This window comes from Pseudomonas fluorescens (assembly GCF_902497775.2).
GTDB lineage: Bacteria > Pseudomonadota > Gammaproteobacteria > Pseudomonadales > Pseudomonadaceae > Aquipseudomonas > Aquipseudomonas putida_F.
This window is the reverse complement of record NZ_OZ024668.1, coordinates 4,713,034-4,734,576: the sequence shown is the minus strand read 5'-3', so window position 1 is coordinate 4,734,576 and position 21,543 is coordinate 4,713,034. Positions and strand designations below refer to the sequence as shown.

23 protein-coding genes are annotated in these 21,543 nt (G+C 63.5%); 10 read left to right on the top strand and 13 right to left on the bottom strand.

What is annotated here, in order from left to right; genetic code table 11:
• Nucleotides 1-62: 62 nt before the first annotated feature.
• Both F8N82_RS21885 and F8N82_RS21880 read right to left on the bottom strand, forming a co-directional pair.
• Entirely contained in the window at nt 63-470 is a 408-nt protein-coding gene (locus F8N82_RS21885; RefSeq protein WP_038997358.1) for a response regulator, read from the bottom strand.
• 53 nt (nt 471-523) lie between these two features.
• Nucleotides 524-739 carry a Flp family type IVb pilin gene (locus F8N82_RS21880; RefSeq protein WP_052251593.1) on the bottom strand — a complete coding sequence of 72 codons (216 nt, stop codon included), beginning with the start codon at nt 737-739 and terminating at the stop codon, nt 524-526.
• Between the two features lie 317 nt (nt 740-1,056).
• On the opposite strand from F8N82_RS21880, the gene cpaB reads away from it, so the two are divergent.
• Genes cpaB through F8N82_RS21850 form a run of 6 tightly spaced genes read left to right on the top strand, consistent with a single transcriptional unit; the run spans nt 1,057 to nt 6,401 of the window.
• The gene (gene cpaB / locus F8N82_RS21875; protein WP_038997357.1) at nt 1,057-1,986 is read left to right on the top strand and encodes a Flp pilus assembly protein CpaB; all 930 of its coding nucleotides are present in this window, start codon (nt 1,057-1,059) and stop codon (nt 1,984-1,986) included.
• A gap of 20 nt (nt 1,987-2,006) precedes the next feature.
• Nucleotides 2,007-2,186 (top strand): hypothetical protein, encoded by a 180-nt coding sequence (locus tag F8N82_RS21870; RefSeq protein ID WP_141231044.1) that lies wholly within the window; start codon nt 2,007-2,009, stop codon nt 2,184-2,186.
• Complete coding sequence (locus F8N82_RS21865; protein ID WP_038997356.1) at nt 2,179-3,369, top strand: pilus assembly protein; 1,191 nt, start codon at nt 2,179-2,181, stop codon at nt 3,367-3,369. The genes F8N82_RS21870 and F8N82_RS21865 overlap by 8 nt, the downstream gene beginning before the upstream one ends.
• Nucleotides 3,366-4,634 carry a CpaF family protein gene (locus F8N82_RS21860; protein WP_038997355.1) on the top strand — a complete coding sequence of 423 codons (1,269 nt, stop codon included), beginning with the start codon at nt 3,366-3,368 and terminating at the stop codon, nt 4,632-4,634. Before F8N82_RS21865 ends, F8N82_RS21860 begins: the two co-directional genes overlap by 4 nt.
• Nucleotides 4,631-5,512, top strand: a complete 882-nt coding sequence (locus tag F8N82_RS21855) for a type II secretion system F family protein (RefSeq protein WP_038997354.1) — start codon at nt 4,631-4,633, stop codon at nt 5,510-5,512. The genes F8N82_RS21860 and F8N82_RS21855 overlap by 4 nt, the downstream gene beginning before the upstream one ends.
• Nucleotide 5,513: 1 nt before the next feature.
• Entirely contained in the window at nt 5,514-6,401 is an 888-nt protein-coding gene (locus tag F8N82_RS21850) for a type II secretion system F family protein (protein ID WP_038997353.1), read from the top strand.
• A 75-nt stretch (nt 6,402-6,476) separates the two neighbouring features.
• On the opposite strand, the gene F8N82_RS21845 is transcribed toward F8N82_RS21850, so the two are convergent.
• Nucleotides 6,477-7,265, bottom strand: coding sequence for a response regulator transcription factor (locus F8N82_RS21845; protein WP_371857243.1), 789 nt, complete (start codon nt 7,263-7,265; stop codon nt 6,477-6,479).
• Between the two features lie 132 nt (nt 7,266-7,397).
• Nucleotides 7,398-7,868 carry an A24 family peptidase gene (locus F8N82_RS21840; RefSeq protein WP_038997351.1) on the bottom strand — a complete coding sequence of 157 codons (471 nt, stop codon included), beginning with the start codon at nt 7,866-7,868 and terminating at the stop codon, nt 7,398-7,400.
• Between the two features lie 75 nt (nt 7,869-7,943).
• On the opposite strand from F8N82_RS21840, the gene F8N82_RS21835 reads away from it, so the two are divergent.
• Nucleotides 7,944-8,387 carry a TadE/TadG family type IV pilus assembly protein gene (locus F8N82_RS21835; protein ID WP_038997350.1) on the top strand — a complete coding sequence of 148 codons (444 nt, stop codon included), beginning with the start codon at nt 7,944-7,946 and terminating at the stop codon, nt 8,385-8,387.
• Nucleotides 8,384-11,086, top strand: coding sequence for a PAS domain-containing sensor histidine kinase (locus F8N82_RS21830; protein WP_338918871.1), 2,703 nt, complete (start codon nt 8,384-8,386; stop codon nt 11,084-11,086). Before F8N82_RS21835 ends, F8N82_RS21830 begins: the two co-directional genes overlap by 4 nt.
• On the opposite strand, the gene F8N82_RS21825 is transcribed toward F8N82_RS21830, so the two are convergent.
• The 7 genes from F8N82_RS21825 to F8N82_RS21795 all read right to left on the bottom strand — a co-directional run bounded on the left by F8N82_RS21825 (nt 11,071) and on the right by F8N82_RS21795 (nt 17,448).
• Complete coding sequence (locus F8N82_RS21825; RefSeq protein ID WP_150777036.1) at nt 11,071-12,795, bottom strand: pilus assembly protein TadG-related protein; 1,725 nt, start codon at nt 12,793-12,795, stop codon at nt 11,071-11,073. The genes F8N82_RS21830 and F8N82_RS21825 overlap by 16 nt on opposite strands.
• Nucleotides 12,796-12,897: 102 nt before the next feature.
• On the bottom strand, nt 12,898-13,458 hold the full coding sequence (locus tag F8N82_RS21820) for a DUF4136 domain-containing protein (RefSeq protein WP_038997347.1): 561 nt from the start codon (nt 13,456-13,458) through the stop codon (nt 12,898-12,900).
• A gap of 19 nt (nt 13,459-13,477) precedes the next feature.
• Entirely contained in the window at nt 13,478-14,104 is a 627-nt protein-coding gene (locus F8N82_RS21815; RefSeq protein WP_038997346.1) for a DUF4136 domain-containing protein, read from the bottom strand.
• Between the two features lie 22 nt (nt 14,105-14,126).
• Nucleotides 14,127-14,876 carry a methyltransferase domain-containing protein gene (locus F8N82_RS21810; RefSeq protein ID WP_038997345.1) on the bottom strand — a complete coding sequence of 250 codons (750 nt, stop codon included), beginning with the start codon at nt 14,874-14,876 and terminating at the stop codon, nt 14,127-14,129.
• On the bottom strand, nt 14,873-15,178 hold the full coding sequence (locus F8N82_RS21805; RefSeq protein WP_038997344.1) for a MazG-like family protein: 306 nt from the start codon (nt 15,176-15,178) through the stop codon (nt 14,873-14,875). The genes F8N82_RS21810 and F8N82_RS21805 overlap by 4 nt, the downstream gene beginning before the upstream one ends.
• Before the next feature lie 60 nt (nt 15,179-15,238).
• Nucleotides 15,239-16,093: a MaoC family dehydratase gene (locus tag F8N82_RS21800; RefSeq protein ID WP_038997343.1), complete on the bottom strand. Its 855-nt coding sequence runs from the start codon at nt 16,091-16,093 to the stop codon at nt 15,239-15,241.
• 2 nt (nt 16,094-16,095) lie between these two features.
• A complete protein-coding gene (locus tag F8N82_RS21795; protein WP_038997342.1) occupies nt 16,096-17,448 on the bottom strand; it encodes a 3-oxoacyl-ACP reductase in 1,353 nt (450 codons plus the stop codon).
• A gap of 117 nt (nt 17,449-17,565) precedes the next feature.
• On the opposite strand from F8N82_RS21795, the gene F8N82_RS21790 reads away from it, so the two are divergent.
• Nucleotides 17,566-18,843, top strand: a complete 1,278-nt coding sequence (locus F8N82_RS21790; protein ID WP_038997341.1) for an acetyl-CoA C-acetyltransferase — start codon at nt 17,566-17,568, stop codon at nt 18,841-18,843.
• Here the strand turns inward: F8N82_RS21790 and F8N82_RS21785 are convergent.
• On the bottom strand, nt 18,830-19,852 hold the full coding sequence (locus F8N82_RS21785) for a bile acid:sodium symporter family protein (protein WP_038997340.1): 1,023 nt from the start codon (nt 19,850-19,852) through the stop codon (nt 18,830-18,832). The two genes, F8N82_RS21790 and F8N82_RS21785, sit on opposite strands and share 14 nt — an antisense overlap.
• An 87-nt stretch (nt 19,853-19,939) precedes the next feature.
• Here F8N82_RS21785 and F8N82_RS21780 point away from each other — a divergent pair, with 87 nt between their 5' ends.
• Nucleotides 19,940-20,728, top strand: a complete 789-nt coding sequence (locus F8N82_RS21780) for an AraC family transcriptional regulator (protein ID WP_038997339.1) — start codon at nt 19,940-19,942, stop codon at nt 20,726-20,728.
• 3 nt (nt 20,729-20,731) lie between these two features.
• On the opposite strand, the gene F8N82_RS27720 is transcribed toward F8N82_RS21780, so the two are convergent.
• Nucleotides 20,732-21,460 (bottom strand): methyl-accepting chemotaxis protein, encoded by a 729-nt coding sequence (locus tag F8N82_RS27720; RefSeq protein WP_414602501.1) that lies wholly within the window; start codon nt 21,458-21,460, stop codon nt 20,732-20,734.
• Between the last annotated feature and the right edge of the window lie 83 nt (nt 21,461-21,543).

Genomic DNA, 21,543 nt, shown 5'->3' with positions numbered 1-21,543 from the left:
ACCCTTTCGGGCTCGATCGCCGGCAACGCCGGCGCCCCACAGGGGCAGCAGCCCCTGCAGGTTCATTGCACCAACTGCATCCGCGGTTTGGGGAACAGGTTGTCCAGGGTTTCCAGCAGGCGAGTGTGGTAGATCGGCTTGCGGAACAGGTCCAGCACCTGCAGGCGCAGCAGGTCGCTGATGTCGTCCATGTCGGCATGCCCGGAGGTGACAATCACCGGCAGGTGCTGGCGTGAGGTGTGCTCGCGCAGGCGCTTGATCAGTGATATGCCGCTTTCCTCCGGCATCCGCAGGTCAGTGATGACCAGGGCCACGTCCGGGTGGCGGGTGAGCTGTTGCAGGGCGAGTTTGACCGAGGTAGCCGTGTGACAGCAAAACCCCTCACCCTCCAGCAATTCGGCAAGTTCCAGCAAGGCGTCCTCTTCGTCATCCACCAGGAGCAACTGTTGACGGGGGGAAGAGGTCGGCATAGGGCAGTCCTGTGATCGGCGGGTTGTTCAGTACATCAGCGTGAATCCATTCGTCAATTGGTACCCGTACCACCGCTCGGCGCTGGCGTGGCTTTTAGCGCGTTTTCAACTTTGGTCATGACGCCAGAGACGTTTGTGGAAATGGGTGTAATGAACGCCGTCAACGCTACCGCGACCATCGCCGCGACAATCGCGTACTCGATGCCTGAGGCACCATCCTTGCGATAGAAGAATTCTTTGCAGCTCTTGAGGATTCGGGAAAGACGCATGGCATTTCTCCTTGCGCGGGGAGGCGCAGATGGCAGGGGTATTTGATGATTCCCCTTTGCCATCACAGCATCGTCAACGGGTCATACTTCGGCAAATGTAAGAAGGCATTAACACTAAAGTTATAACCAGATGCCGACGCCAATAAGTTGTTGTTTTGTGGTGCTGTCGGTTTTGCGACGGAAAAAAATCTGACGGGTAATGGCATTTTGTCCTAGCTGCGCTACCGTCAAATAGCGAAATAGTAGTTTCCGACTGCAGTGCTGTGGGCCATTTCACATAAAGGGCCGCAAGAACGCTGAGGGGAAGGAGGATCGGCATGAGCAGTCGCATTACCATCATCCTCGCAGGCTTCTTTCTGCTCGGTGCGTTACTGGCCGGTTACTGGGGCCTGGTCCTAAGCCGGCCACCCAGTGAACCGCTTGCCGCATCTGTCGCTGCACCTGTACCGATGCCAGTTGAGCAAGTGGCAAAAGATGCCGCTGATGAACTGCGCAAGCCGGTGGTGGTGTTGCGTCGCGACGTTGCCGCGTATGTGCCGCTGACGGCAGACGACCTGGTGGTAGAGCGCTTGCAGGTGGCTGCGCCCGGCAGTTTCCAGACCCTTGAGCAAGTTCTCGGGCGCAGCAGTTGGCGCGCGTTGAGTGCTGGAACCTGGCTGGATCAGGGCAGCTTCGAAGCCGGTGGCCCGCTGGCACGGATGATCCATCCTCATGAGCGAGCGCTGGCGGTAGCGGTGGATGAGGTGGTGGGTGTCGCCGGGCAGTTGAGTCCGGGCGATTATGTCGATGTCTTGCTGTTTCTGCGCGAAGAGACCCGCAACCCGCAAGCATCGGCTCAAGTGGTACTGCCCGCACTACGTCTGCTCAGTGTCGGCGAACAGTTGGGCCTGACCAATGACGGCAAGCCCGCGCAGCCGCCAGTGAATGAAAAGAGTCATCCGCAGCAACCGTCAAATGCTGCGCGCACGGTAGTGCTTGCCGTTCCCGAGGCACTGGCCAGCCGCTTGCTGCTTGCCGCCCAGGCCGGCAGTTTGCGCCTGGCCGTGCGCAGCGCCGAAGAGAAGCGCCTGGCCCGCTACTGGGCGGACCCCAAAGCCAGTGCTAAGGAAGTCGATAGCGCCAATCGCAAACTCTATCGCTTCAGTCAGCTTGCCCAGCTACCCGCCGCCCAGCCGGTGGCCAGCGTCGCGCCGTCGCGCGGCATAGAAATCATCCGCGGAAATCAAGCCAGACAGCCAACTCCCTGACCAAGCAAGGATGCCCTTCAATGAGCAGTCGTTCCGAGCGGGTAATCAAGCAGATGCTCTGTGCCTTGCCGTGCACTGCGCCGCAGTTGCCAACGGCGCTGGCAGCACCCAAGGGTTGCGCCATGACGTCCCGAACCGGGGCTGGTTGTTCCTCGAAAACGGCGACTTCGAACGTCGCAGCGGGTTATCCCAATGAGTGAAAGCCTGAGCCAGACCTTCCTTGCCATCACCCGTAACGATGGCGACTTGCAGTGGTTGCAAGGTGCGCTGGCGCCAATGGGGCAGGTGGTGGGCGCCGGCAGCGGCAGCCTTGACGAGTTGCTGGCGCTGGTCGATGTCACCTTTGCCAGTTTGGTGTTCGTGGGGCTGGATCGTGAGCAGGTGGTCAATCAGTGCGCATTGATCGAGGGGGTGCTGGAAGCCAAGCCGATGCTGGCAATCGTTGCCCTGGGCGATGGCATGGACAACCAGTTGGTGCTCAATGCCATGCGTGCCGGGGCGCGGGACTTCGTCGCCTATGGCTCACGCTCCAGTGAAGTCGCAGGGTTGGTGCGGCGCTTGAGCAAACGCCTGCCGCCAGTAACCAGCAACCCCAGCCTTGGGGGGCTGACGGTACTCTATGGCGCCCAGTGCACCGCTGATGGCGCCTTGCTGACCACCCATATGGCGCGAGTGGTGCAAACCAGCGGCCAGCAAACGTTGCTGCTGGACCTTGGCGTGCCTCGTGGCGACAGCCTGGCGTTGCTCGGCCTGGAAGCCTCGTTTCATTTCGGCGATGCCCTGCGTCACTTGCGCCGGCTCGACAATACCCTGATCGACAGCGCCTTCACGCGTGAAAGCTCGGGCCTGCGCCTGCTGGCCTACGCCGAGACTGACGAGCCGCTGGAGCGCACCAGCGCGGCGGAGCTGTACATGCTGCTCAGCGCCTTGCGCCAGCATTTCCAGCACATCGTCGTGAACCTGGCCGGGCAGGCTGACAGCGAAGCCTTGCGCACCTTCGTCAGCCATTGCGACAAGCTGATCTGGTACACCGACCAGAACGTCCTCGATTGCCGGCGCAACCTGGAGGTACTGACTCAATGGCGCGAGAAGGGCATGAAACTCGAACACGCCAGCCTGCTGGTCGACCGCTACCTGCGCGGCGTCGCACCGGACTCCGAAGCCCTGGGAAAGCGCTATGGCTTGCCGGTTCTACGGGTTTTACCCTACAGCCCAGAGGTGCGCCTGAATGCCAAGAACCAGGGCCTGACCTTGTTCGAACTGGCGCCGCGCGAGCAGCTCACCCAACATTTGAAAGCGCTCGGTGAACGGCTGGCGCGCCGCTCCGAGAGCAACCCTGCGGTCAGCGCCAACTGGCTCAATCGGTTATGGGGGCATAAATGAGCGGTGACGAACTGTTCGGCGGCCCGCGGCACAACCTGGGGGCCGACCCGCAAGGGCTCAAGCGTGCCTTGCATCGTTACATCATCGACGCCATCGAGGATAGCGGGCGCAACCTGCTCGAAGGCTCGCGCCCGGCCTTGGCGCAATTTGTGGTGGAGCAGGTCGGCGACTATATCGCCCGATTGCACCTGGCCCTGTCGCGCTACGAGATGGAACGCCTGGCCGAGGAAATCGTCGACGAACTGACCGGCTTCGGTCCGCTTGAAGTGCTGTTGCGCGATACCAGCGTCACCGAAATCCTGGTCAACGGTCCGCACCGGGTGTTCATCGAACGAGCCGGCGTGCTGCAGCGCACGGATCTGCGCTTTATCGATGCGCACCATGTCGAGCGGGTCATGCAACGGATTCTCGCGCCCTTGGGCAGGCGCCTGGATGAATCGTCACCCATGGTCGATGCGCGTATGCCTGACGGCAGCCGGGTCAACGCGATCATTCCGCCGGTGGCGCTGGACGGCCCGTGCCTGTCGATCCGCAAGTTTCGCAAGGACATGCTCAAGAGCGCCGACCTGCTGGCCACCCGGACCATCGACCAGGGCATTCTCGACTTCATCCAGCTGGCGGTGGCGCGACGCTGCAACATCCTGGTCAGTGGCGGTACCGGCACCGGCAAGACCACCCTGCTGAATATCCTCAGCCAGTTGATCACGCCCCATGAGCGCCTGGTGACCATCGAGGACGTGGCCGAGCTGCAGCTCGATCACCCTCACGTGGTGCGCCTGGAAACCCGTCCGCCGAATGCCGAGGGGCATGGCGAGATCAAGGCCAGCGAGCTGATCCGCAACGCCTTGAGGATGCGCCCCGACCGCATTCTGCTCGGTGAGATCCGTGGCGTCGAAGTGCTCGATGTGCTCACCGCGATGAACACCGGTCACGACGGCTCAATGAGTACCGTACATGCCAACAGCGCCCAGGACGCCTTGCTGCGTCTGGAAACCCTGGTCGGCCTGACCGGCCGCCAGGTGGCCGAGAAAACCCTGCGCCAGATGATCTGTGCGGCACTGGACGTGGTCATTCAATTGACCCGTCTGGCCGATGGCCGCCGCTGTGTCAGCGAGGTGCTGGAGGTAGTCGGGGTGCGCGATGATGTGTACGTCACCAATACCCTGTTCCGTCTCGATCGGCACAACGGCGAGGGTTTCTTGCGGGAGGCGCCGAACCCTGCCGGCGACAAGCTGCGCCGCGACTATTCGGAACTGCAGCCGTGATTGCCGCGGTACTTGGCTTGATCTGCCTGGCGTTGCTGGGGGTATCGGTGCGCTTGTTCTACAGCGGCATGCGCAAGTCGGGTGAGGAGCGGATCCTGCAGCGTCTTGGCCAAGTTCAGGAGACCTCGGCGCTGACGCCCAGTAGCCGCGACTGGCTGGACCGCCTGTTGCTGCGTGCCGGTATCGAGCGGCGCAATGACCGGCTGCTGATATGGCTGGTGATCGGCCTGCTGACAGCGCTGCTGTGTGGCCGGATCCTGGGGTGGGCAGCCGGCGTCGGGCTGGTGCTGCTTGCACCGTTGCTGATCTGGTTGTACCTGGGCTGGCGTTATCGCCGACGGCTGCTGCGGATGATCGAACAGTTGCCGGTGTTGCTCGATCACAGTGTGCGCAGCCTCAAGGCCGGGCGAACCTTGAACGATGCCGTGCTGGGGGCCATCGATGCGTCGCGTGACCCTTTGCATGGCGCTCTACAGCGGGTGCGGCGCAATGTGCAGATGGGCGTCAGCCTGGACGATGCCATGAGCGACCTGGCCGAACTGTATGAGCAGGATGAGCTGCGCCTGTTCGCATTGGGCCTGCGTATCAATCATCGCTACGGCGGCAACGCCAGCGAACTGCTGGAGAACCTGATCAAGCTGATTCGCGAGCGCGAGCAGGGTAGCCGTCAACTGCGCGCCATGACCGGTGAAACCCGCATGACCGCGACTGTCCTGGGCCTGTTGCCGGTGGCTATGGCCGGCTATTTTCTGATCAGTAACCCCAACTACTTGCTGTCAATGTGGCAGGACGGCAACGGTCAGTTACTGCTGCTCGGCGCCTTTATCCTGCAAGTGGTGGGGTGCCTGGTGTTGTGGCGTATGTTACGGAGTATCTGAAATGGCCTGGTTGCTCTGTGCCTTGATGTTCTTCGCCGCATTTGTCTTGCTGGCAGGCCAGTTGCTGCACCAGCGTCGTCGTCAGCACCTGGTCGCTCGGCGTCTGCAGGGCCAGCTTGGCAGTGAGAACCGCTTGGGCAACTGGCTGCAACAGATCGGTAGCAGCCGGCTGGGCCAGCGCTCGATGAATCTGGATAGCGAGACCCGTCTGCTGCTTGACCGCATGGGCTGGCGGCGGAGTCGGCAGCGGGCGCTGTTTGCCGCTTGCCAGGTTGGCGTGCCGTTCCTGGCCCTGGGCTTGGGCGTAGCGCTGCAGGAGACCCTGTGCCGCGATAGCCAGGTACCGTGGCTGGTACTGCCGTTTTGCGCCATGGGCGTGGGTTATCTGCTGCCCAAGCGCCTGCTGGCGAGGGCCGCTGCGCGTCGTCAGCAACAGATTGCCGGCGAAGTTTCGACCTTCATACCCTTGCTGAGGATTCTCTTCGAGTCGGGCCTGGCGGTGGAGCAAACCTTGCGTGTTCTGAGTCGGGAGTCGCGACAACTGTTGCCAGTGTTGAGCGAGGAGTTACGGGTGATTCTGCTGCGGGTCGACTCCGGTTTGGCCTTGGCTGCGGAGCTTGAGAAAACCGCGCAGTTGCTCAGCGTCGAGGAGTTCAGCGACACCTGCGTGATTCTCCAGCAATTGCTGACCCAGGGCGGTGGCGCAATGAAGTCGCTGTTGGCGCTCAAGCAACTGCTCGATGACCGTCGCCTGACACGCATGCAGGAACGGATTTCGAAGATGTCCGGGAAGATGTCGATGGTGATGATGGTGTTTTTGTTTCCGGCCTTGCTGATCGTGTTGGCCGGCCCCGGCCTTAGCGCCTTGGGCAGGGCATTGGGTTCATGAGCGGGAGAAAGGCATGAAGACAATGATGCCCCCTGGCAGTGGCGCTGGGAGAAGGTCAGCCGGGCGGTGCTGCACTCAGTGCGCCGTAACTCGCTGATGCAGGGGCGAGGAGATGGGAGACAGCGCCAGCGCCAGTTGGGTGCGGTTGTGCATGTGGGTCAGGCGCAGCACCTGGGACACGTAGAGCTTCACGGTGTTCTCGGTGATGCCCAGTTCGCAGGCGATCTGGTAATTGGTCTTGCCCTTGCTGACCAGTTTGGCCACGTCCAGCTGACGCGGTGAAAGCTTGTCGAACAGCGCCGGCAGGTTGTCGGTTTCAGCTTCGGGACTGATGTCGGTGGCGCGGCGGTGAGCTCCAAGTCCACGGGCTTTGTCCAGGTCCTGGTAGAGGTCGTCGATCGACTCGGCCAGAAACTGCAGCTTCTGGTTCAGGTCACCCAGGTGCTGGTAGCTCCTGCGCCGCTCCAGCACGGCGACTTCCTGGCGTTGCACGCCTTCAAGCAGCTCGTTGAGGTCGACTGGTTTCTGGTAGTAATCGGCAAAGCCTTCGCGCAGTGCCCTGATCACGTCCTGCTTGTTGGCGCGACCGGTGAGCATGATTGCTTCGAACAGCCGCTGCGACCCGGCAATGGCCTTGAGCGCGCGCATCAGTTCGAGGCCATCGCAGTCGGGCATGTGCAGGTCGCACACCACCAGCGCGATCTCCTGATCGACGCTGAACTGCTCGATGGCCTGGGTACTGGAGTGGCAGGGTACGCAACGGTAGCCGCTGCCCTGGAGAAACTCACACAGCTCTTCAACGATCAGTGGCTGGTCGTCCACAACCAGCACCTTCAACTCACTGACTGGCTTGCTCACATGCAACTCCCTGCGCTATTCGCCTTGGTGTTCCCGAGGCCAGGCCGAGCCTGGATCCATTCCTGGCACACACTAGAAAGTAGACGCACTTTTTGACTATGTACAAGGTTTGTACATCCTTTTGTAGCCAACATTCGCTCAATTGATCCAGACCGCAGCAAGGAGAAAACCGACCAGCAGGAACGGCGCAAAGGGCTGCTTTTTTGACGACTCTTCACTCAACTGCTTCAGACGGTTCTTAACCTTCTGACTTAAAAGGGACCACAGCCAACGACGGCTGAACAGCCAGGCGACAAGCGCGACCCCGGCACCGATGAAGGTGCCCAGCAGGTGCAGGCGATCGGTGGCCAGGGCCAGGGCCCCGAGCAATTTCACATCGCCCGCCCCCAGGCGGCCGAGCATGTAGCCTGGCAGGGTCAGCAGCATGACGATGGCCAGCGCCCAGCCACCTTCGCTGGCATCGGCGCCAATCCAGGTGTGGCCGGTAACGAACAGATAAGCCAGGGCGCAGGCGGCGGCGCCGAGGGTCAGGGTATTGGCGATCTGGCGTTCGCGCAGATCTTGTTCAGAGCACAAGGCAAGCCACAGCAGCAGAACAATGCTTTGCATTGGCGAAAGGCCATCCCTTTGTGGTGAATGATTCTATGCTGTCTTTCAGGTGTCTCTGTCAGGGTAGACGCGATCATGAAAGCAAGCCTGTGCAAGCGGCAAAAAGGTGCGGCAGCCCTCGAGTTTGTCGCGGTATTCGTGATCTTCTTCGCGGTTTTCTATGGGGTGCTCAGCTACGGCCTGCCCATGCTGATGCTGCAGTCGTTCAACCAGGCCAGCAGCGAAGCGGTGCGCCGCTGCGTGGCGCTGGATCCTGGCAGCGCCACCTACAGCGCGGATGTCAATGCTCTGGCCAAACGCGTGCTCGGTGAGCAACTGGCGTGGATGCCGGCGTCGTTGAATTTCCAGGTCAACAGCGATGCCAGCATCAACCTTACGGCGGGCAAGTTGCTGACGGTGAAGATCGACTACGCCAAAGCCAAACTGACCTCGGTGGTGCCGGTACTGACCCTGCCGGGCATCGGTGAGATACCGCGTCTGCCCGCCAGCCTCAAGGCTGAAGCGAGTCTGCAACTGTGAGTGGCGGGCATAGCCTGTTCGAACGTTGGCGCGGGCGCGCGGCGCCGGTCGAAGAACCCTTGCCGCAAGGGCCCGAGGTGCCGGCGGTGGGCCTGCAATTGTGGCTGGATGCCGCGGCCAGGGTGTTGCGCCTGGCCGGCCCGCTGCGCTCGGCGCTGGCGCTGCCGACCCAGGCCGGCGTGCGCCTGCACGACTACGTGCAGCCTTACAGCCTGCTGGTGCTCGAAGGCCAGCCGGCAGACTGGCAGGGCCAGCCGCTGGAGCTGGATTTCAAGGCGGCCGGCGGCCACACCCTGCACACCCGAGGCTGGTTGCTGGCCCAGAGCGATGGCGGCTGGTTGCTGCAACTGTTTGATATCGGCGACCTGTTGCAGCACCGCCAGCAGGCCCTGGCCGCCGAGCGTCAGCAGCACCTAACCACGCACCTGGCCTGCGCATTGCGCGCCTGCAGTATCGAACGCCTGCAAGCGGTGGCCGAAGAACAGCTCAACTGGCTGGTACGCCACTGGCGAGCCCGGTGCGCGGCGGTGCTGGTGCAAACCGGGCAGGGCTGGCAGACCTATGCCTGCAGCGGCGACGCGCTGCACTGGCCGCGTGACGAACAGATCGCGCCGTTGCTCGATCGCCAGTTGCCGGCGGGCATGCTCAGCAGCGCCTGCGAGCCTGGCTTGCAGGCTTTGCTGCCGGGGCTTTCGACTTACCTGTTGGCCTTTGCCCAAGGCCAGGTCAATCAGGCCTGGCTGATCTGTGTCGAGCCGCAAGAGGTGTTGCAAGCCGAGGATGCCCTGCTGGTTGCCGCCGCCTTCGTCGAACCCCTGCTCGGTCGCCTGGCTGCGCACCAACTGCATCAGCAAAGCGAACGCCTGGACAGCCTGCAACTGCAGTTGGGCGCTGGCTGGTGGCAATGGCGCCTGGACGAGCCGCACCTGCACCTGGACCCGGCACTGGCCGAGAGCCTGGGTGTTCCTGCGGCGCTGACGCTCAATCAATGGCTGAGCCGCGTGCACCCGGCGGACCGCGAAGCCACCCAGCTGGCCTTTGGCGACCTGCAGCGCCAGGGCTGTGCCTTGCAACTGAACCTGCGCTTGCTCGACCACAACACCCAGACGCAGCCGCGCGGGTATCGTTTGTGCGGCCAGGTGCACGGTAGCGGCGGCAACCGCCGGGTACAGGGCTTCATGCTCGACATCAGCGACATCAAGGCGCAGCAGCTGCAGGCCAGTGCTGCCCATGCGCGCCTGGAAAACCTGATCGCCAGTTCGCCGGCGGTGATCTATATCCAGCGCTACGCCGAAGGCGCGTTGCTGACCGAGTTCTGCAGTGCCAGCCTGTTGCCGATGCTCGGCTGGCAGCCGCTGACTGGCGAGGCGCTGCAGCCTGCGCAGTGGTTGCACCCCGATGATCAGCCACTGTGGCTGGAACGTACCCGCACGCTGCTGCAACTGGGCCAGAGCCGCAGCCGTTATCGCCTGCGTGATCATCACGGCGGCTATCACTGGGTACTCGATGAAGCCCGTCTGCTGCGCGATGACCTGGGCTTGCCGGTAGAGGTGGTGGGCATCTGGCTGGATATCAGCGAGGCTACGGAAGCTGCGGAAAAAGTGCGTCAGAGCGAGGAGCGCTATCGGGTGCTGGTCGAGGATTCCCCAGCGATGATCTGCCGCTACCGGCCGGACCTGAGCCTGGTATTCGGCAACCAGCCGCTGGCCGATTACCTGGAGTGCGCACCGGCACAACTGGCCGGAGTGAACCTCGGCCAATGGCTGTCCGAGACGCAGCGCGAGGCTTTTGTCGAACGCCTGGCGGGGTTGACCCCGGAGCAGCCGGTCAGCAGCGCCGAGATCTGCCTGCAACTGCCAGGGCGCGAGCATGCCTGGTGGGTGTGGTCCGATCGTGGGCTGTTCGACGAGCATGGCCAGTTGCAGGAAATCCAGGCGGTGGGCCGCGACAACACGCAAGTACGGCGCACCCAGCAGCAACTGCTGCAAAGCGCAAAAATGGCCACCCTCGGTGAAATGGCCACCGGCCTTGCCCATGAGATCAACCAGCCGCTCAACGTGATGCGCATGGCCGTGGTCAACGCCCTCAAGCGCCTGGAAAACGGTAATGCCGAGGTCGACTACCTGCAGGACAAGCTCAGGCGTATCGACGCCCAGGTGCTACGCGCCTCGAAGGTGGTCGATCACCTGCGCGTATTCGGTCGGCGTTCTGAGCATGAGCAGCAACTGTTCGCGCCCTGGCAGGCGGTGGAGGGGGCCCTGTCGTTGCTGGCCGACGGCCTGCGTGGCAAGGGGGTGGAGCTACGGGTGCAGGTGCCTGAGCACGAGCTGCAGGTCCGTGGTCATCAGGATCAGCTGGAGCAGGTGCTGATCAACCTGCTGGTCAACGCCCGCGATGCCCTGCTGGCCCGCCGCGAGCAGCAACGCGACCTGCAGCCGTGGATCGCCCTGAGTCTTGAGCGGGATGCGCAGCAACTGCGCTTGCTGGTCGAGGACAACGGCGGCGGCATCGAGCCGCGTTTGCTCGAGCGCATCTTCGAGCCGTTCTTCACCACCAAGCCGGTGGGCGTCGGCACTGGTCTGGGGCTGTCGGTGAGCTACGGCATCATCGACACCATGGGTGGCTGCCTGAGTGTCGAAAACGGCGAGCACGGTGCGCGGTTCTGCATCGAGTTGCCGCTGGCTCAGATCATCAGTTGAGCGCGACCGCTGTGGCAACTGAGGTTGGCACCGATCTCCACCTGGTTCAAATCGATACCCAGCAGCGTCAGCAGGTTGTTGATGATCGGGTCGAGCAGAGCCCCCAGCAAACCACCGATCAGGCCTGAGACCGTATTGAGCAACAGGCTGACCAGCGGAATCTGCGGGCTCAGCTCCAGGCCCTGCAAGGTGTTGCGTACGCTGGAAACGATGTTTTTCGAGCTGAGCAGGTGGTTGGCCGAGTCCTGTTCAAGCTCGGGTGGCTTGAGGTAGCTGAAGGATTCGCTCTGGCTGAAAACCGGTGAGTTCGCGCCCAGGCCGATATCGATCCCCAGCACGCTGAGCAGGACCAGAGGGCTGGCATCGACCGGATGCGTCGAGGAAAAGAAGTTGTTGCTGTTGATCGTGCCGATCAGCACCTTCACCGCCGCCGCTTCATTGCGTACGGTCAGGCTTTTGCTGGCGGCGCAGGCGCAGTTGTAGCCGGTCACATGACTGCTGGCACTGGCAACCTCCAGGCCCACATCCAGGCTGGGATTGGGCAATACCTTGATGATCCCCAAGTTGATACCGCCGAGCAAGGGGCCGAGGTCGACCTTGATCAGAATGCGGGTCTGGGCCGTACGAACATAGATCTGTTCGGGATCTTTTGCGTTGCTCGTGGCTTTGGCCGGATTGCCCAACGCGGAAAACTGCGGTGGCTCGATGATCTTGACCCGCGTCGAGATATTGGCCAGGCCCAGCAAACTGACCGGCAGGCTGACCTCGGCGCCGTGTGCGCTGTTGGCCAGTTGCACCATGCCCTGAACCAGTTGCAAAGCTTGCAGTTTCGCATCCAGCCCGGCACTCGAGCCGCCATTCTGAATATTGAGCAAATCCCCCAGGACAATGCCCCCCGCGTTCTGGGCCAGCACACTGAGCTGGGCCAGGCCGCTGACATCCACCAGCGGGTTGTTCTGCGCCGCCACCTTGGCCATGACGTCCAGGGCTTCACCGAGCTGGAGGGTCTTGCCCAGCAGTTCGGTGTAGTTGCCTGCAGTGACCTGGGCCTTGATCGCCAGGGCATCGAGGTAATTGAGCAGGTTGACGTTGGCCTGCAACAAGCCCTGCCACTGGGCCAGGCTCAAATTGACCTGGCTGCCCAGCAATGTGCTCATCAATGAGTTGAGCAGCGCCGAACGTGACGAATCGATGTTCAGCAAGGTACTGCGAATGTTCAAACGGGCCAACGGCGGACCGGCCTGGGCGGCGGTCGCATGAGCGCTGAGGCGAGTGCTGGAACTGAAGGGTGCAGAGGACGCCAGCGAGCGAATACCGGCGGCAATGCTGGTGTCCAGGGTATAACTCGCCGTAACGCGTATGGCATCGGCTTTGCTGGCATCGGCCGTGAATACCCGCAGGCTGCCAGCGCCGGTTTGCAGGCTGCCGCACTCGACCTTCAGGCTGGGCTCGGCGCCTGGTTTATGACCGTTGCGAGTCGCTGCCTGGACTGCCAGGGTTTGCGCATTGGGTCCTGGTGGCAGACAGGTGCCTTTGCCATTGACCGCCTCCAGCGCCGCCATGTCGACTACCCGCTGCAATTTGCGCTGCTCCAGGTACAACCGCCCGCTGTCGACCACCAGCAGCACGAACAACAAGGCCATGCCCAGGGTCAGGGCGGCGATCAAGCCGATGGCGCCACGTTGCCGTGCTGGAAAGCGAGAAGACACGAGCACTCCTTTGCCGGCCCATGGCCGCGCGGGGCAGCAGCAGTGCAAAGGAGTGTAGTCAAGATAATGGCCAGTCGCCTGTATGCGACTGGCGGGTGAGGTTCAACGTGGCGGGTAGTTGCCCATCAGTTTGGCGACGGTGTTCTGGATTGCCGTGTTGCGTTCTTCCGGGCTTGGCGGGTAGTTGTTCATGATCTGTTCGGCACTGCCGCGCCACACCAGCTTGCCGTCGCGGGCATCGAACAGGTCGACCTGGATAGTTGCCACCTTGTAGTCGACGCTGCGGGTTTCGTTGTACATCGGCCCACCCCAGTAGCCGCCCCAATAGCCGCCCCAGGCGCCGCCATAGTTGGTGGTGACCTGTTGCTGGCGGTTCTCGACGATCAGGTAGGCCTGCACCTTGAGGTCACCGCGGCTGTTGCCCTGGGCCGGGCGCAGCCCGCGCTGGTCGAGCTGGCCGGCCACCGCCTGGCGAATGCGCTGCTCGGTGAGGTCGCTCTTGATCCGTGGGTCGTCCGGACGGTACTGCAAAGCCGGTTCCTGCCAGGTCCAGCTGCGGTAGGCGGCAAAATCCCGGCTGGCATCGAAGTCCTGGGTGACGTTGCCGCTCTGGCAGGCGCCGAGCAACAGCACTAACGAAAGTAAAGCGAGACGGCGCAACATGATGGTTCTCCGATTGCCTTTAACTGGGAGGATAGCTGGCCAGAGCCTTTTGCACCGATTCGCGCAGGGCGTCGGCGCGCTTGCCCTGGGAGTCCTGGCTGGCGGTTTCGGCGCTGGCGCTCCACACCGGCTGGCCGTCGCGGGCGTCGTACAGATCAACGCGCACCACCATCACTTCGACCTCGTAGGTACGCACCAGCGGCACGCTGCCGTAGACCCCGTAGCCATTACGGTAGCCGCCTAAGCCCGCGTAACCACCGTAGGGATAGGTGTCGTAGGGATAGTAGTCTTCGCGCACCTGGCGCAGGCGCCGTTCCAGGCGCAGGTCGGCGCTGACCAGCAGATCGCCGCTCTGGCCGTTGCGTGCCGGACGCAGGCCGCGCTGGTCGAGGGCATTGCTGACCGCATCGGCGACCTGGGCAGGTTCGGCATAGGTGCTGCCAGCCGGTAGCTGGCCGTTGAGCCATGCCCAGCTGCGGTAGCGCCCGTAGTCGCGCGGCGCGGCAGGGTAGGCGCTGGCATCGAAGGTGTTGGCCGCTTGCGGCGGCGCCGGGGGTATTGGCCGGGAACTGGCGACATAGGGGTTGCTGCCCTGGCAGGCGACCAGGGCCAGGCACAACAGGCCCAGGGTCAAACGGTACGGCATGTCACCCTCCCGGTGGGGCGCTTCAACGCGGTCGACAGATCCAGTGCAGGTAGCGGCCCAGGCCGGCAAACGCCGGGTGACGCCGATGTGCCAGCTCCATTTCCAGCAGGTCGAGCAGCTCGGCCTTGGCCTGGAAGTCGCGCGGCATGTAGTCGTGGAAAACCCGCACACCACTTTCACTTTCGATCTGCCACAAGTCTTCAAGTTGCGCCTTGAGCGTACGTGGATCAAGTGGTTTTTGCGGGGTCAGGCTCTGCTTTTCACCGGCCAGTTCGTTGCTGCGCAACTTGCGGAAATGGCCCTTGAGCAGGTTGCGGTACACCAGCGCGTCACGGTTGTAGAACGCCAGCGACAACCAGCCATCGGCACGGGTCAGTTGATGCAGCACTGGCAGGATGGTCTCAGGCTCGGCCAGCCACTCCAGCACCGCATGGCACAGCACCAGGTCGTAGGGTTCGGTCAGCTGGCCGAGCAGGTCCTGCCACGGCGCCTGGATGAACGTGGCCTGCTGGCCGGCTTCGGCAAAGCGTTCGCGGGCGCCGTCTAGCATCGGCGCGGCGGGCTCGGCCAGGGTTACCTGATGGCCGCGTTGGGCCAGCCACAGGGCCATGTGGCCCAGGCCCGCGCCAATATCCAGTACGCGCAGTGGGCGATCGGGGAGGGCTTGCGCCAGGTCGGCCTGAAGCACCGCCAGGCGGATCGCGCCTTTGGCACCGCCGTAGATTTTCTCGGCAAAACGGGTGGCCAGCTCATCGAAGTGACGGTCGTTCATTTGGCAAAACGCCTTTCGCTGTCGGCCAGTTTGCTTTTGACCACCTGCTCCATGTCCAGGCCCAGCTCGCTGCACAGCAGCAACAGGTAGAGGACGATATCGCCGACTTCCTGGCCGGCGTGCTCAAGCTGCTCGGGCGGCAACTGGCGCGACTGGTCTTCCGTCAGCCACTGGAAGATTTCCACCAGTTCGGCCATCTCGACGCTGGCGGCCATGGCCAGGTTTTTCGGGCTGTGAAAGCCGCGCCAATCATTGGTGTCGCGGATGCGGTGCAGGCGTTCGGTCAGTTCTTGCAGGTTCATCAGGGCTCTCCTCAAGCGGCATAGCTTCAGGCGGGCGCCTTCGCAACGCAAGGGGCGCTCTCAGTTCAATGGCCACCAGGCGCCGCGCATGTGCACCAGCTCGCCATGGCCGTCGAGCTGCAACTGGCCCTCGGCCGCTGCCGGGCTGGCATTGAGGATTACCTCGCTGGGCAGGCGCACCGGTTTAAGGAAGCTCACCTCGATCTCATAACCGCTGACCGGCAGGTGCCCGCGCAGGGCAGCGAGGGTCATGGCCTTGCTCCACATGCCGTGGGCAATGGCGCAAGGGAAGCCGAACAGCCTGGCGCTGATGGCGCTCAGGTGGATCGGGTTGTAGTCGCCGCAGACCTTGGCGTAACGCCGGCCGATATCGCTGTCGGCGTACCAGCGGGTCGCCTCGCTCAAGGGCAGGGTTTCAGGCGCGTCGACCGCGGCCGGCTCGCCGCCCAGTTTCAGGCCCCGGCAGAGCATGCGACTGGTCTCGGACCAGAGCAGGCCGAGGCCGTCTTCAGCTTCGGTGATCAGGTCGAAGGTGCCGCCTTTTTCGTGGGCCTGCAGGTTATCCACATGCACGCTGAAACGCAGGCGACTGATACCGCCCAGGGGGCGTACTACGCGAATGCTGTTGTACAGGTGCACCAGCCCCAGCAGCGGGAAGGGAAAGTCCGCTGCGCTCAGCAACTGCATTTGCAGGGCGAAGGCCATGACATGCGGGAAGGTCGGCGGCAGGCGCCCGTCTTCGCTGAAATGACAGAGTTTGCGGTAGGCCTCCAACTGCTGCGGGTCGACGTTCAGGTGGCAGCGCAAACCACTGGCCGGCAGGCTGTCGCCGCTGATCTTGCGCTTGCGTGCGGCGCGCAGGTACAGCCCGGAAAGCGCCGCGGTACTGCCCAGCTCAAGCCATTTTCGGGTCATGTTCAGGCCCCCATCACGGCTTGGCCGCAAACCCGCAGCACCTGGCCATTGACCGCGCCGCTGCCTGGCTGCGCCAGCCACGCCACCGCTTCGGCGACATCCTGGGGCAGGCCGCCCTGGCCCAGCGAGCTCATGCGCCGCCCGGCCTCGCGCAGGGCGAAGGGAATGGCCGCGGTCATGCGCGTTTCGATAAACCCGGGGGCCACGGCATTGATGCTGGCGCCGCGCTCGGCCAGCTTCGGCGCCCAGGCCTGGGCCAGGCCAATCAACCCGGCCTTGCTCGCGGCATAGTTGGCCTGGCCACGGTTGCCGGCGATGCCGCTGATCGAGGCCAGCAGCACAATACGCGCGTTATCGTGCAGGGCACCGCTGTCGAACAGCGCCTGGGTCAGCAGTTGCGGGGCCTTGAGGTTGACCGCCAGCACCGAGTCCCAGAACTCCGGGGTCATGTTGGCCAGGGTCTTGTCGCGAGTGATGCCGGCGTTGTGCACGACGATGTCGATGCCATCGGGCAGGCCTTCGAGCAACTGCGCCGGGGCGTCGGCCGCGCAGATGTCCAGGGCCAGGCTGCGCCCGCCCAGGCGCGCGGCCAGGGCCTCGAGGTCGGCCTTGGCCGGCGGCACATCAAGCAGGATCACTTCGGCGCCATCGCGCGCGAGGGTTTCGGCAATCGCCGCACCGATGCCCCGCGCAGCGCCAGTGACCAGCGCCTTGCGCCCGGCCAGTGGCCGGCTCCAGTCCTGTACCGCTGTGCCGCAGGCTTCCAGGCGCAGCACCTGGCCGGAAATGAACGCGCTTTTCGGTGAGAGAAAGAAACGCAGCGCCCCTTCGAGCTGGTCTTCAGCGGCTTCGTCGACGTAAAGCAGTTGCAGGGTACCGCCGGCACGCAGCTCCTTGGCCAGCGAGCGGCTGAAACCTTCGAGGGCGCGCTGGGCAACCCGTGCAAGTGGGTCGTCGAGCTGTTCCGGGGCGCGGCCGAGAATGACGATATGCGCGCTGGGCGCCAGGCTGCGCAACAGCGGCTGGAAGAACTCGCGCAGTTGTTTGAGCTGGTCGATATCGTCCAGTTCACTGGCATCGAACACCACCGCCTTGAGCTTGGGACCCAAGCCTGCCACCCACTCGCTGGCTTCAAGTTCGGGGCTGGCGAAGCTGTACAGCTCGTCGGTCAGGCGCTTGGCGAAGCTTTCGACGGTCTTGGCCAATGGCCCGCCGCCGAGCAGCAGGGCGCCTTCGATCGGCCGCAGGCGGCCGGCTTGCCAACGTTCCAGGCGCGCCGGGCTGGGCAGGCCGACGGCACCTACCAGACGGCGGCCAAGGTCGGAGTTGGCGAAGTCGATATAGCGGTCGCTCATGTGCGGTTCTCCCTGAAATAGCTTGAAAGTGTGGACCATGATTGGCCATTGGTCGTTCGACTGGGCAAAAAACACCTACGCTGTAGCGGACCATTGGGGAAAAAGAGGACATTACGCATGCGCTCACTGCGCCGGGTCGCCATCATTGGCGGCAATCGCATTCCTTTCGCCCGTTCCAACGGCCCTTACGCCACTGCCAGCAATCAGGCGATGCTCACTGTCGCGCTTGAGGGCCTGATCGAACGTTACAGCCTGCATGGCCTGCGCCTGGGTGAAGTGGCGGCGGGAGCGGTGCTCAAGCATTCACGCGACATGAACCTGACCCGCGAGAGCGTGCTCGGCTCGCGGCTGTCGCCGCAAACGCCGGCCTACGACCTGCAGCAGGCCTGCGGCACCGGCCTGGAAACCGCCTTGCTGGTGGCCAACAAGATCGCCCTGGGGCAGATCGACTGCGGCATCGCCGGCGGCGTTGATACCACCTCGGATGCGCCGATAGCGGTGAGCGAAGGCTTGCGCCGGATCTTGCTCCAGGCCAACCGTGGCAAAACTACCGCCGACAAGCTCAAAGCCTTCCTCAAGCTGCGCCCCGGCCACCTCAAACCCGAGCTGCCGCGCAACGGCGAGTCGCGCACCGGCCTGTCCATGGGCGAGCATTGCGAGCAGATGGCCAAGACCTGGCAGATCCCGCGCCAGGAGCAGGACGAGCTGGCCCTGCGCAGCCACCAGAACATGGCCGCGGCCTTTAGCGAAGGCTGGCATGACGATCTGCTGACCCCCTTCCTGGGCCTGACCCGCGACAACAACCTGCGCCCGGACCTGACTCTGGAGAAACTCGCCAGCCTCAAGCCGGCGTTCGACCGCAGCGGGCAGGGTACGCTGACCGCAGGCAATTCCACGCCGTTGACCGATGGCGCTTCGGTGGTGCTGCTGAGCAGCGAAGACTGGGCCCGTGAGCGTGGCTTGCCGGTGCTGGCCTATCTGCTCGATGGCGAAACCGCTGCGGTGGATTTCGTCAAAGGTCACGAAGGGCTGTTGATGGCCCCGGCCTATGCCGTGCCACGCTTGTTGGCGCGCAACGGCCTGACTCTGCAGGACTTCGACTACTACGAAATCCACGAAGCTTTCGCCGCGCAAGTGCTGTGCACCCTCAAGGCCTGGGAAGACCCGGACTACTGCAAAACCCGCCTGGGCCTGGACGCGCCGCTGGGGTCAATCGACCGCAGCAAGCTCAACGTCAAGGGCAGCTCATTGGCCGCCGGGCATCCCTTTGCCGCCACCGGTGGGCGCATTCTGGCCAACATGGCCAAATTGCTGGCCACCGCCGGCAAGGGCCGTGGCCTGATCTCGATCTGCGCCGCTGGCGGTCAGGGTGTGACGGCGATCATCGAGCGTTGACCTGGGCCACGGGGCTGACCTGCGGGGCCGGGCGATTGGCATAGTGCTCGGCCATGATCGAACAGACGATCAACTGCAGCGGGTGGTAGATCATGATCGGCAGCAGGATCAGCCCCAGTCCGGGGTGCGCACCGAAGATCAGTGCGGCCATGGGCGCGCCAGCGGCCAGGGATTTTTTGCTGGCACAAAACACCGCCGCAATTTCGTCTGCCGGGCTGAAGTTCAGGGCCCGCGCGGTACGGGTGGTGAGCAGCAGAATCAACCCCAGCAGCAGGGCGCTGCCCACCAGGGCAAAGGCGATCACCGAGCCGCCTTGCTGCTGCCACATCCCCGACACCATCGAGTTGCAGAACGCTGCATACACCAACAGCAGGATCACCAGCTTGTCCATGACATTGGTGTAGCGCTTGTGCCGGGCGAAAAAACGCCCGAACCAGGGCCGTAGCAACTGACCAAGCGCCAGCGGCAACAGCAGCAGGGCGCAAAGGTCGAGCAGGGTCGCGCCCAGGTCAATGCCGTCACTGCCACTGCCGACCACCAGGCTCACCAGCCAGGGAGTGAGGAATATCCCCAGGACGCTGGACAGGCTGGCATTGAGGATCGCCGCTGGCACGTTGCCGCCGGCGCTGCCGGTCAGCGCCACCGACGAAGAAATGGTCGAGGGCAGGGCGCACAGGTAGAAAAAGCCGAGCATCAACAGTGCCGGCAACTGGCTGCCGAGCACCTTGTTGCCCAGCCACCACAGCAACGGGAAGACCAGGAAGGTAAAGCCCTGGACCATCAGGTGCAGGCGCCAGTTATTCAGACCGTGACGGATCTGTTCGCTGGACAGGTTGATACCGTGCAGAAAGAACACCAGGAACACGCCGACATTGATCACCACCTCGGCGTGTAGTGCGCCGCCGCTGCGGCCGAATTGCGGGAACAGCCAGGCGAGGAACGTGGCGAGGAACATGCCGCAGAGGAACCAGTCGGTTACCACGCGTTTGAGGTGTTTGAGTGCTTGCATAGGCGGGCCTGCGAATCATTTTGTATTCATTGAGCCCAGAGGCTACGCTCGGCGGGTGATTACCGTCTTGCGACATAAGGCCAACTGATGCCGAGTAACGGACAAAAACCGTCGGCCCGGGCGATTCCGCACCTGGAGCGCTTGCCCCGGCCACTGTATGCCCGCGCCGAAAGCCTCGGCGCCGGCTCCTGGACGCCGCGCCACCAGCATGACTGGGTGCAGTTTTCGTATGCGATCAGTGGTGTGCTCGGGGTCTATACCGCCGAAGGCAGCTACTTTGCGCCACCGCAGTGGGGCGTGTGGATTCCGGCCGGGGTCGAGCACGAGGTGGTGACCTCGATGCAGGCCGAGATGCGCAGCCTGTATGTGCGCCGCGAAGAAGCCCATTGGGCGCCGGGGCAGTGCCGGGTGCTGGAAGTGACGCCGCTGGCCCGTGAACTGATCAAGCAGTTCTGCCTGTTGCCGGCGGCCTACCCTGAAGGCAACAGCGCCGAAGCGCGGCTGGTTGCGGTATTGCTCGACCAGTTGCAGGCACTGCCGGAAGTGGGGTTTTCGCTGCCTTTGCCGCAACACCCGCGGCTGCTCGAGCTGTGCAACCAATTGCTTGAACACCCCGAGCAGACACAGACCCTCACCCAGTGGGCGCAGCGTCTGAATACCTCGGAAAAGACCCTGATGCGCCTGTTCCAGCGCGAAACCGGCTTGAGCTTTCGCGGTTGGCGCCAGCGCATGCGTCTGCTGTCATCGCTGACTGCACTGGAGGCCGGGCAGAGCGTCACCGAAGCCGCGCTGGGCTGCGGTTACGACTCCACCTCGGCCTATATCGCCGCCTTCAAGGGCTTGTTCGGCTCTACCCCAGGCGAGCTGCGCTTCTAGCCGTCAGGTACGGAAGCGCCGTACCAGTGCATCCAGTTCATTGGACAGACCGGCCAGGCTTTGCGAGTCCTGGCGCGCCGAATTGGCCAGCTCCGCCACCAACTGCGCATCGCCGTGGATCTGGCTGATATGGCGGTTGATGTCTTCGGCTACCTGGTGCTGTTCTTCGGCAGCGGTGGCGATCTGCGTGTTCATGTCGCGGATGATGTCCACCGACTCGCGGATCTGCCCGAAGCTGCTGCGCGCAAGGCCGATGCGGCTGACCGACTGCTGCGACACTTGGAGGCTGGCGTGCATCTGCTGGGCCACTTCACTGGTGCGGTTGGCCAGGTTGCCGAGCAGGTTGTCGATCTCGGCCGTGGAGTCGGCGGTGCGCTTGGCCAGGGCCCGCACCTCGTCGGCGACCACGGCAAAGCCACGGCCTTGCTCTCCGGCGCGGGCGGCCTCGATCGCGGCGTTGAGGGCCAGCAGGTTGGTCTGCTCGGCGATCGAACGGATGGTGCCAAGAATTGACTGAATGGCGTTGCTGTCGCGTTCCAGTTGCTGCATCGACTGCGCCGATTGTTCAATCTCCTGGCTCAGGCGATCGACGCTCTGCACTGCCGCATCGATCTGCTGCTGGCCTTCGCGGGCCTGTTGCTGGCCGCTATCGGCCGAGTCGGCGGCCTGACTGCAGGAGCGGGCGACTTCGTTGGCGGTGGCGACCATTTCGTGGAAGGCGGTCGAGACCATGTCCACCGCTTCACGCTGGCGCCCGGCGGCTTCGGCCATGTCGTGGGAAACCTGGGTCGAGCTGCTGGAGGTGGCGAGGATCT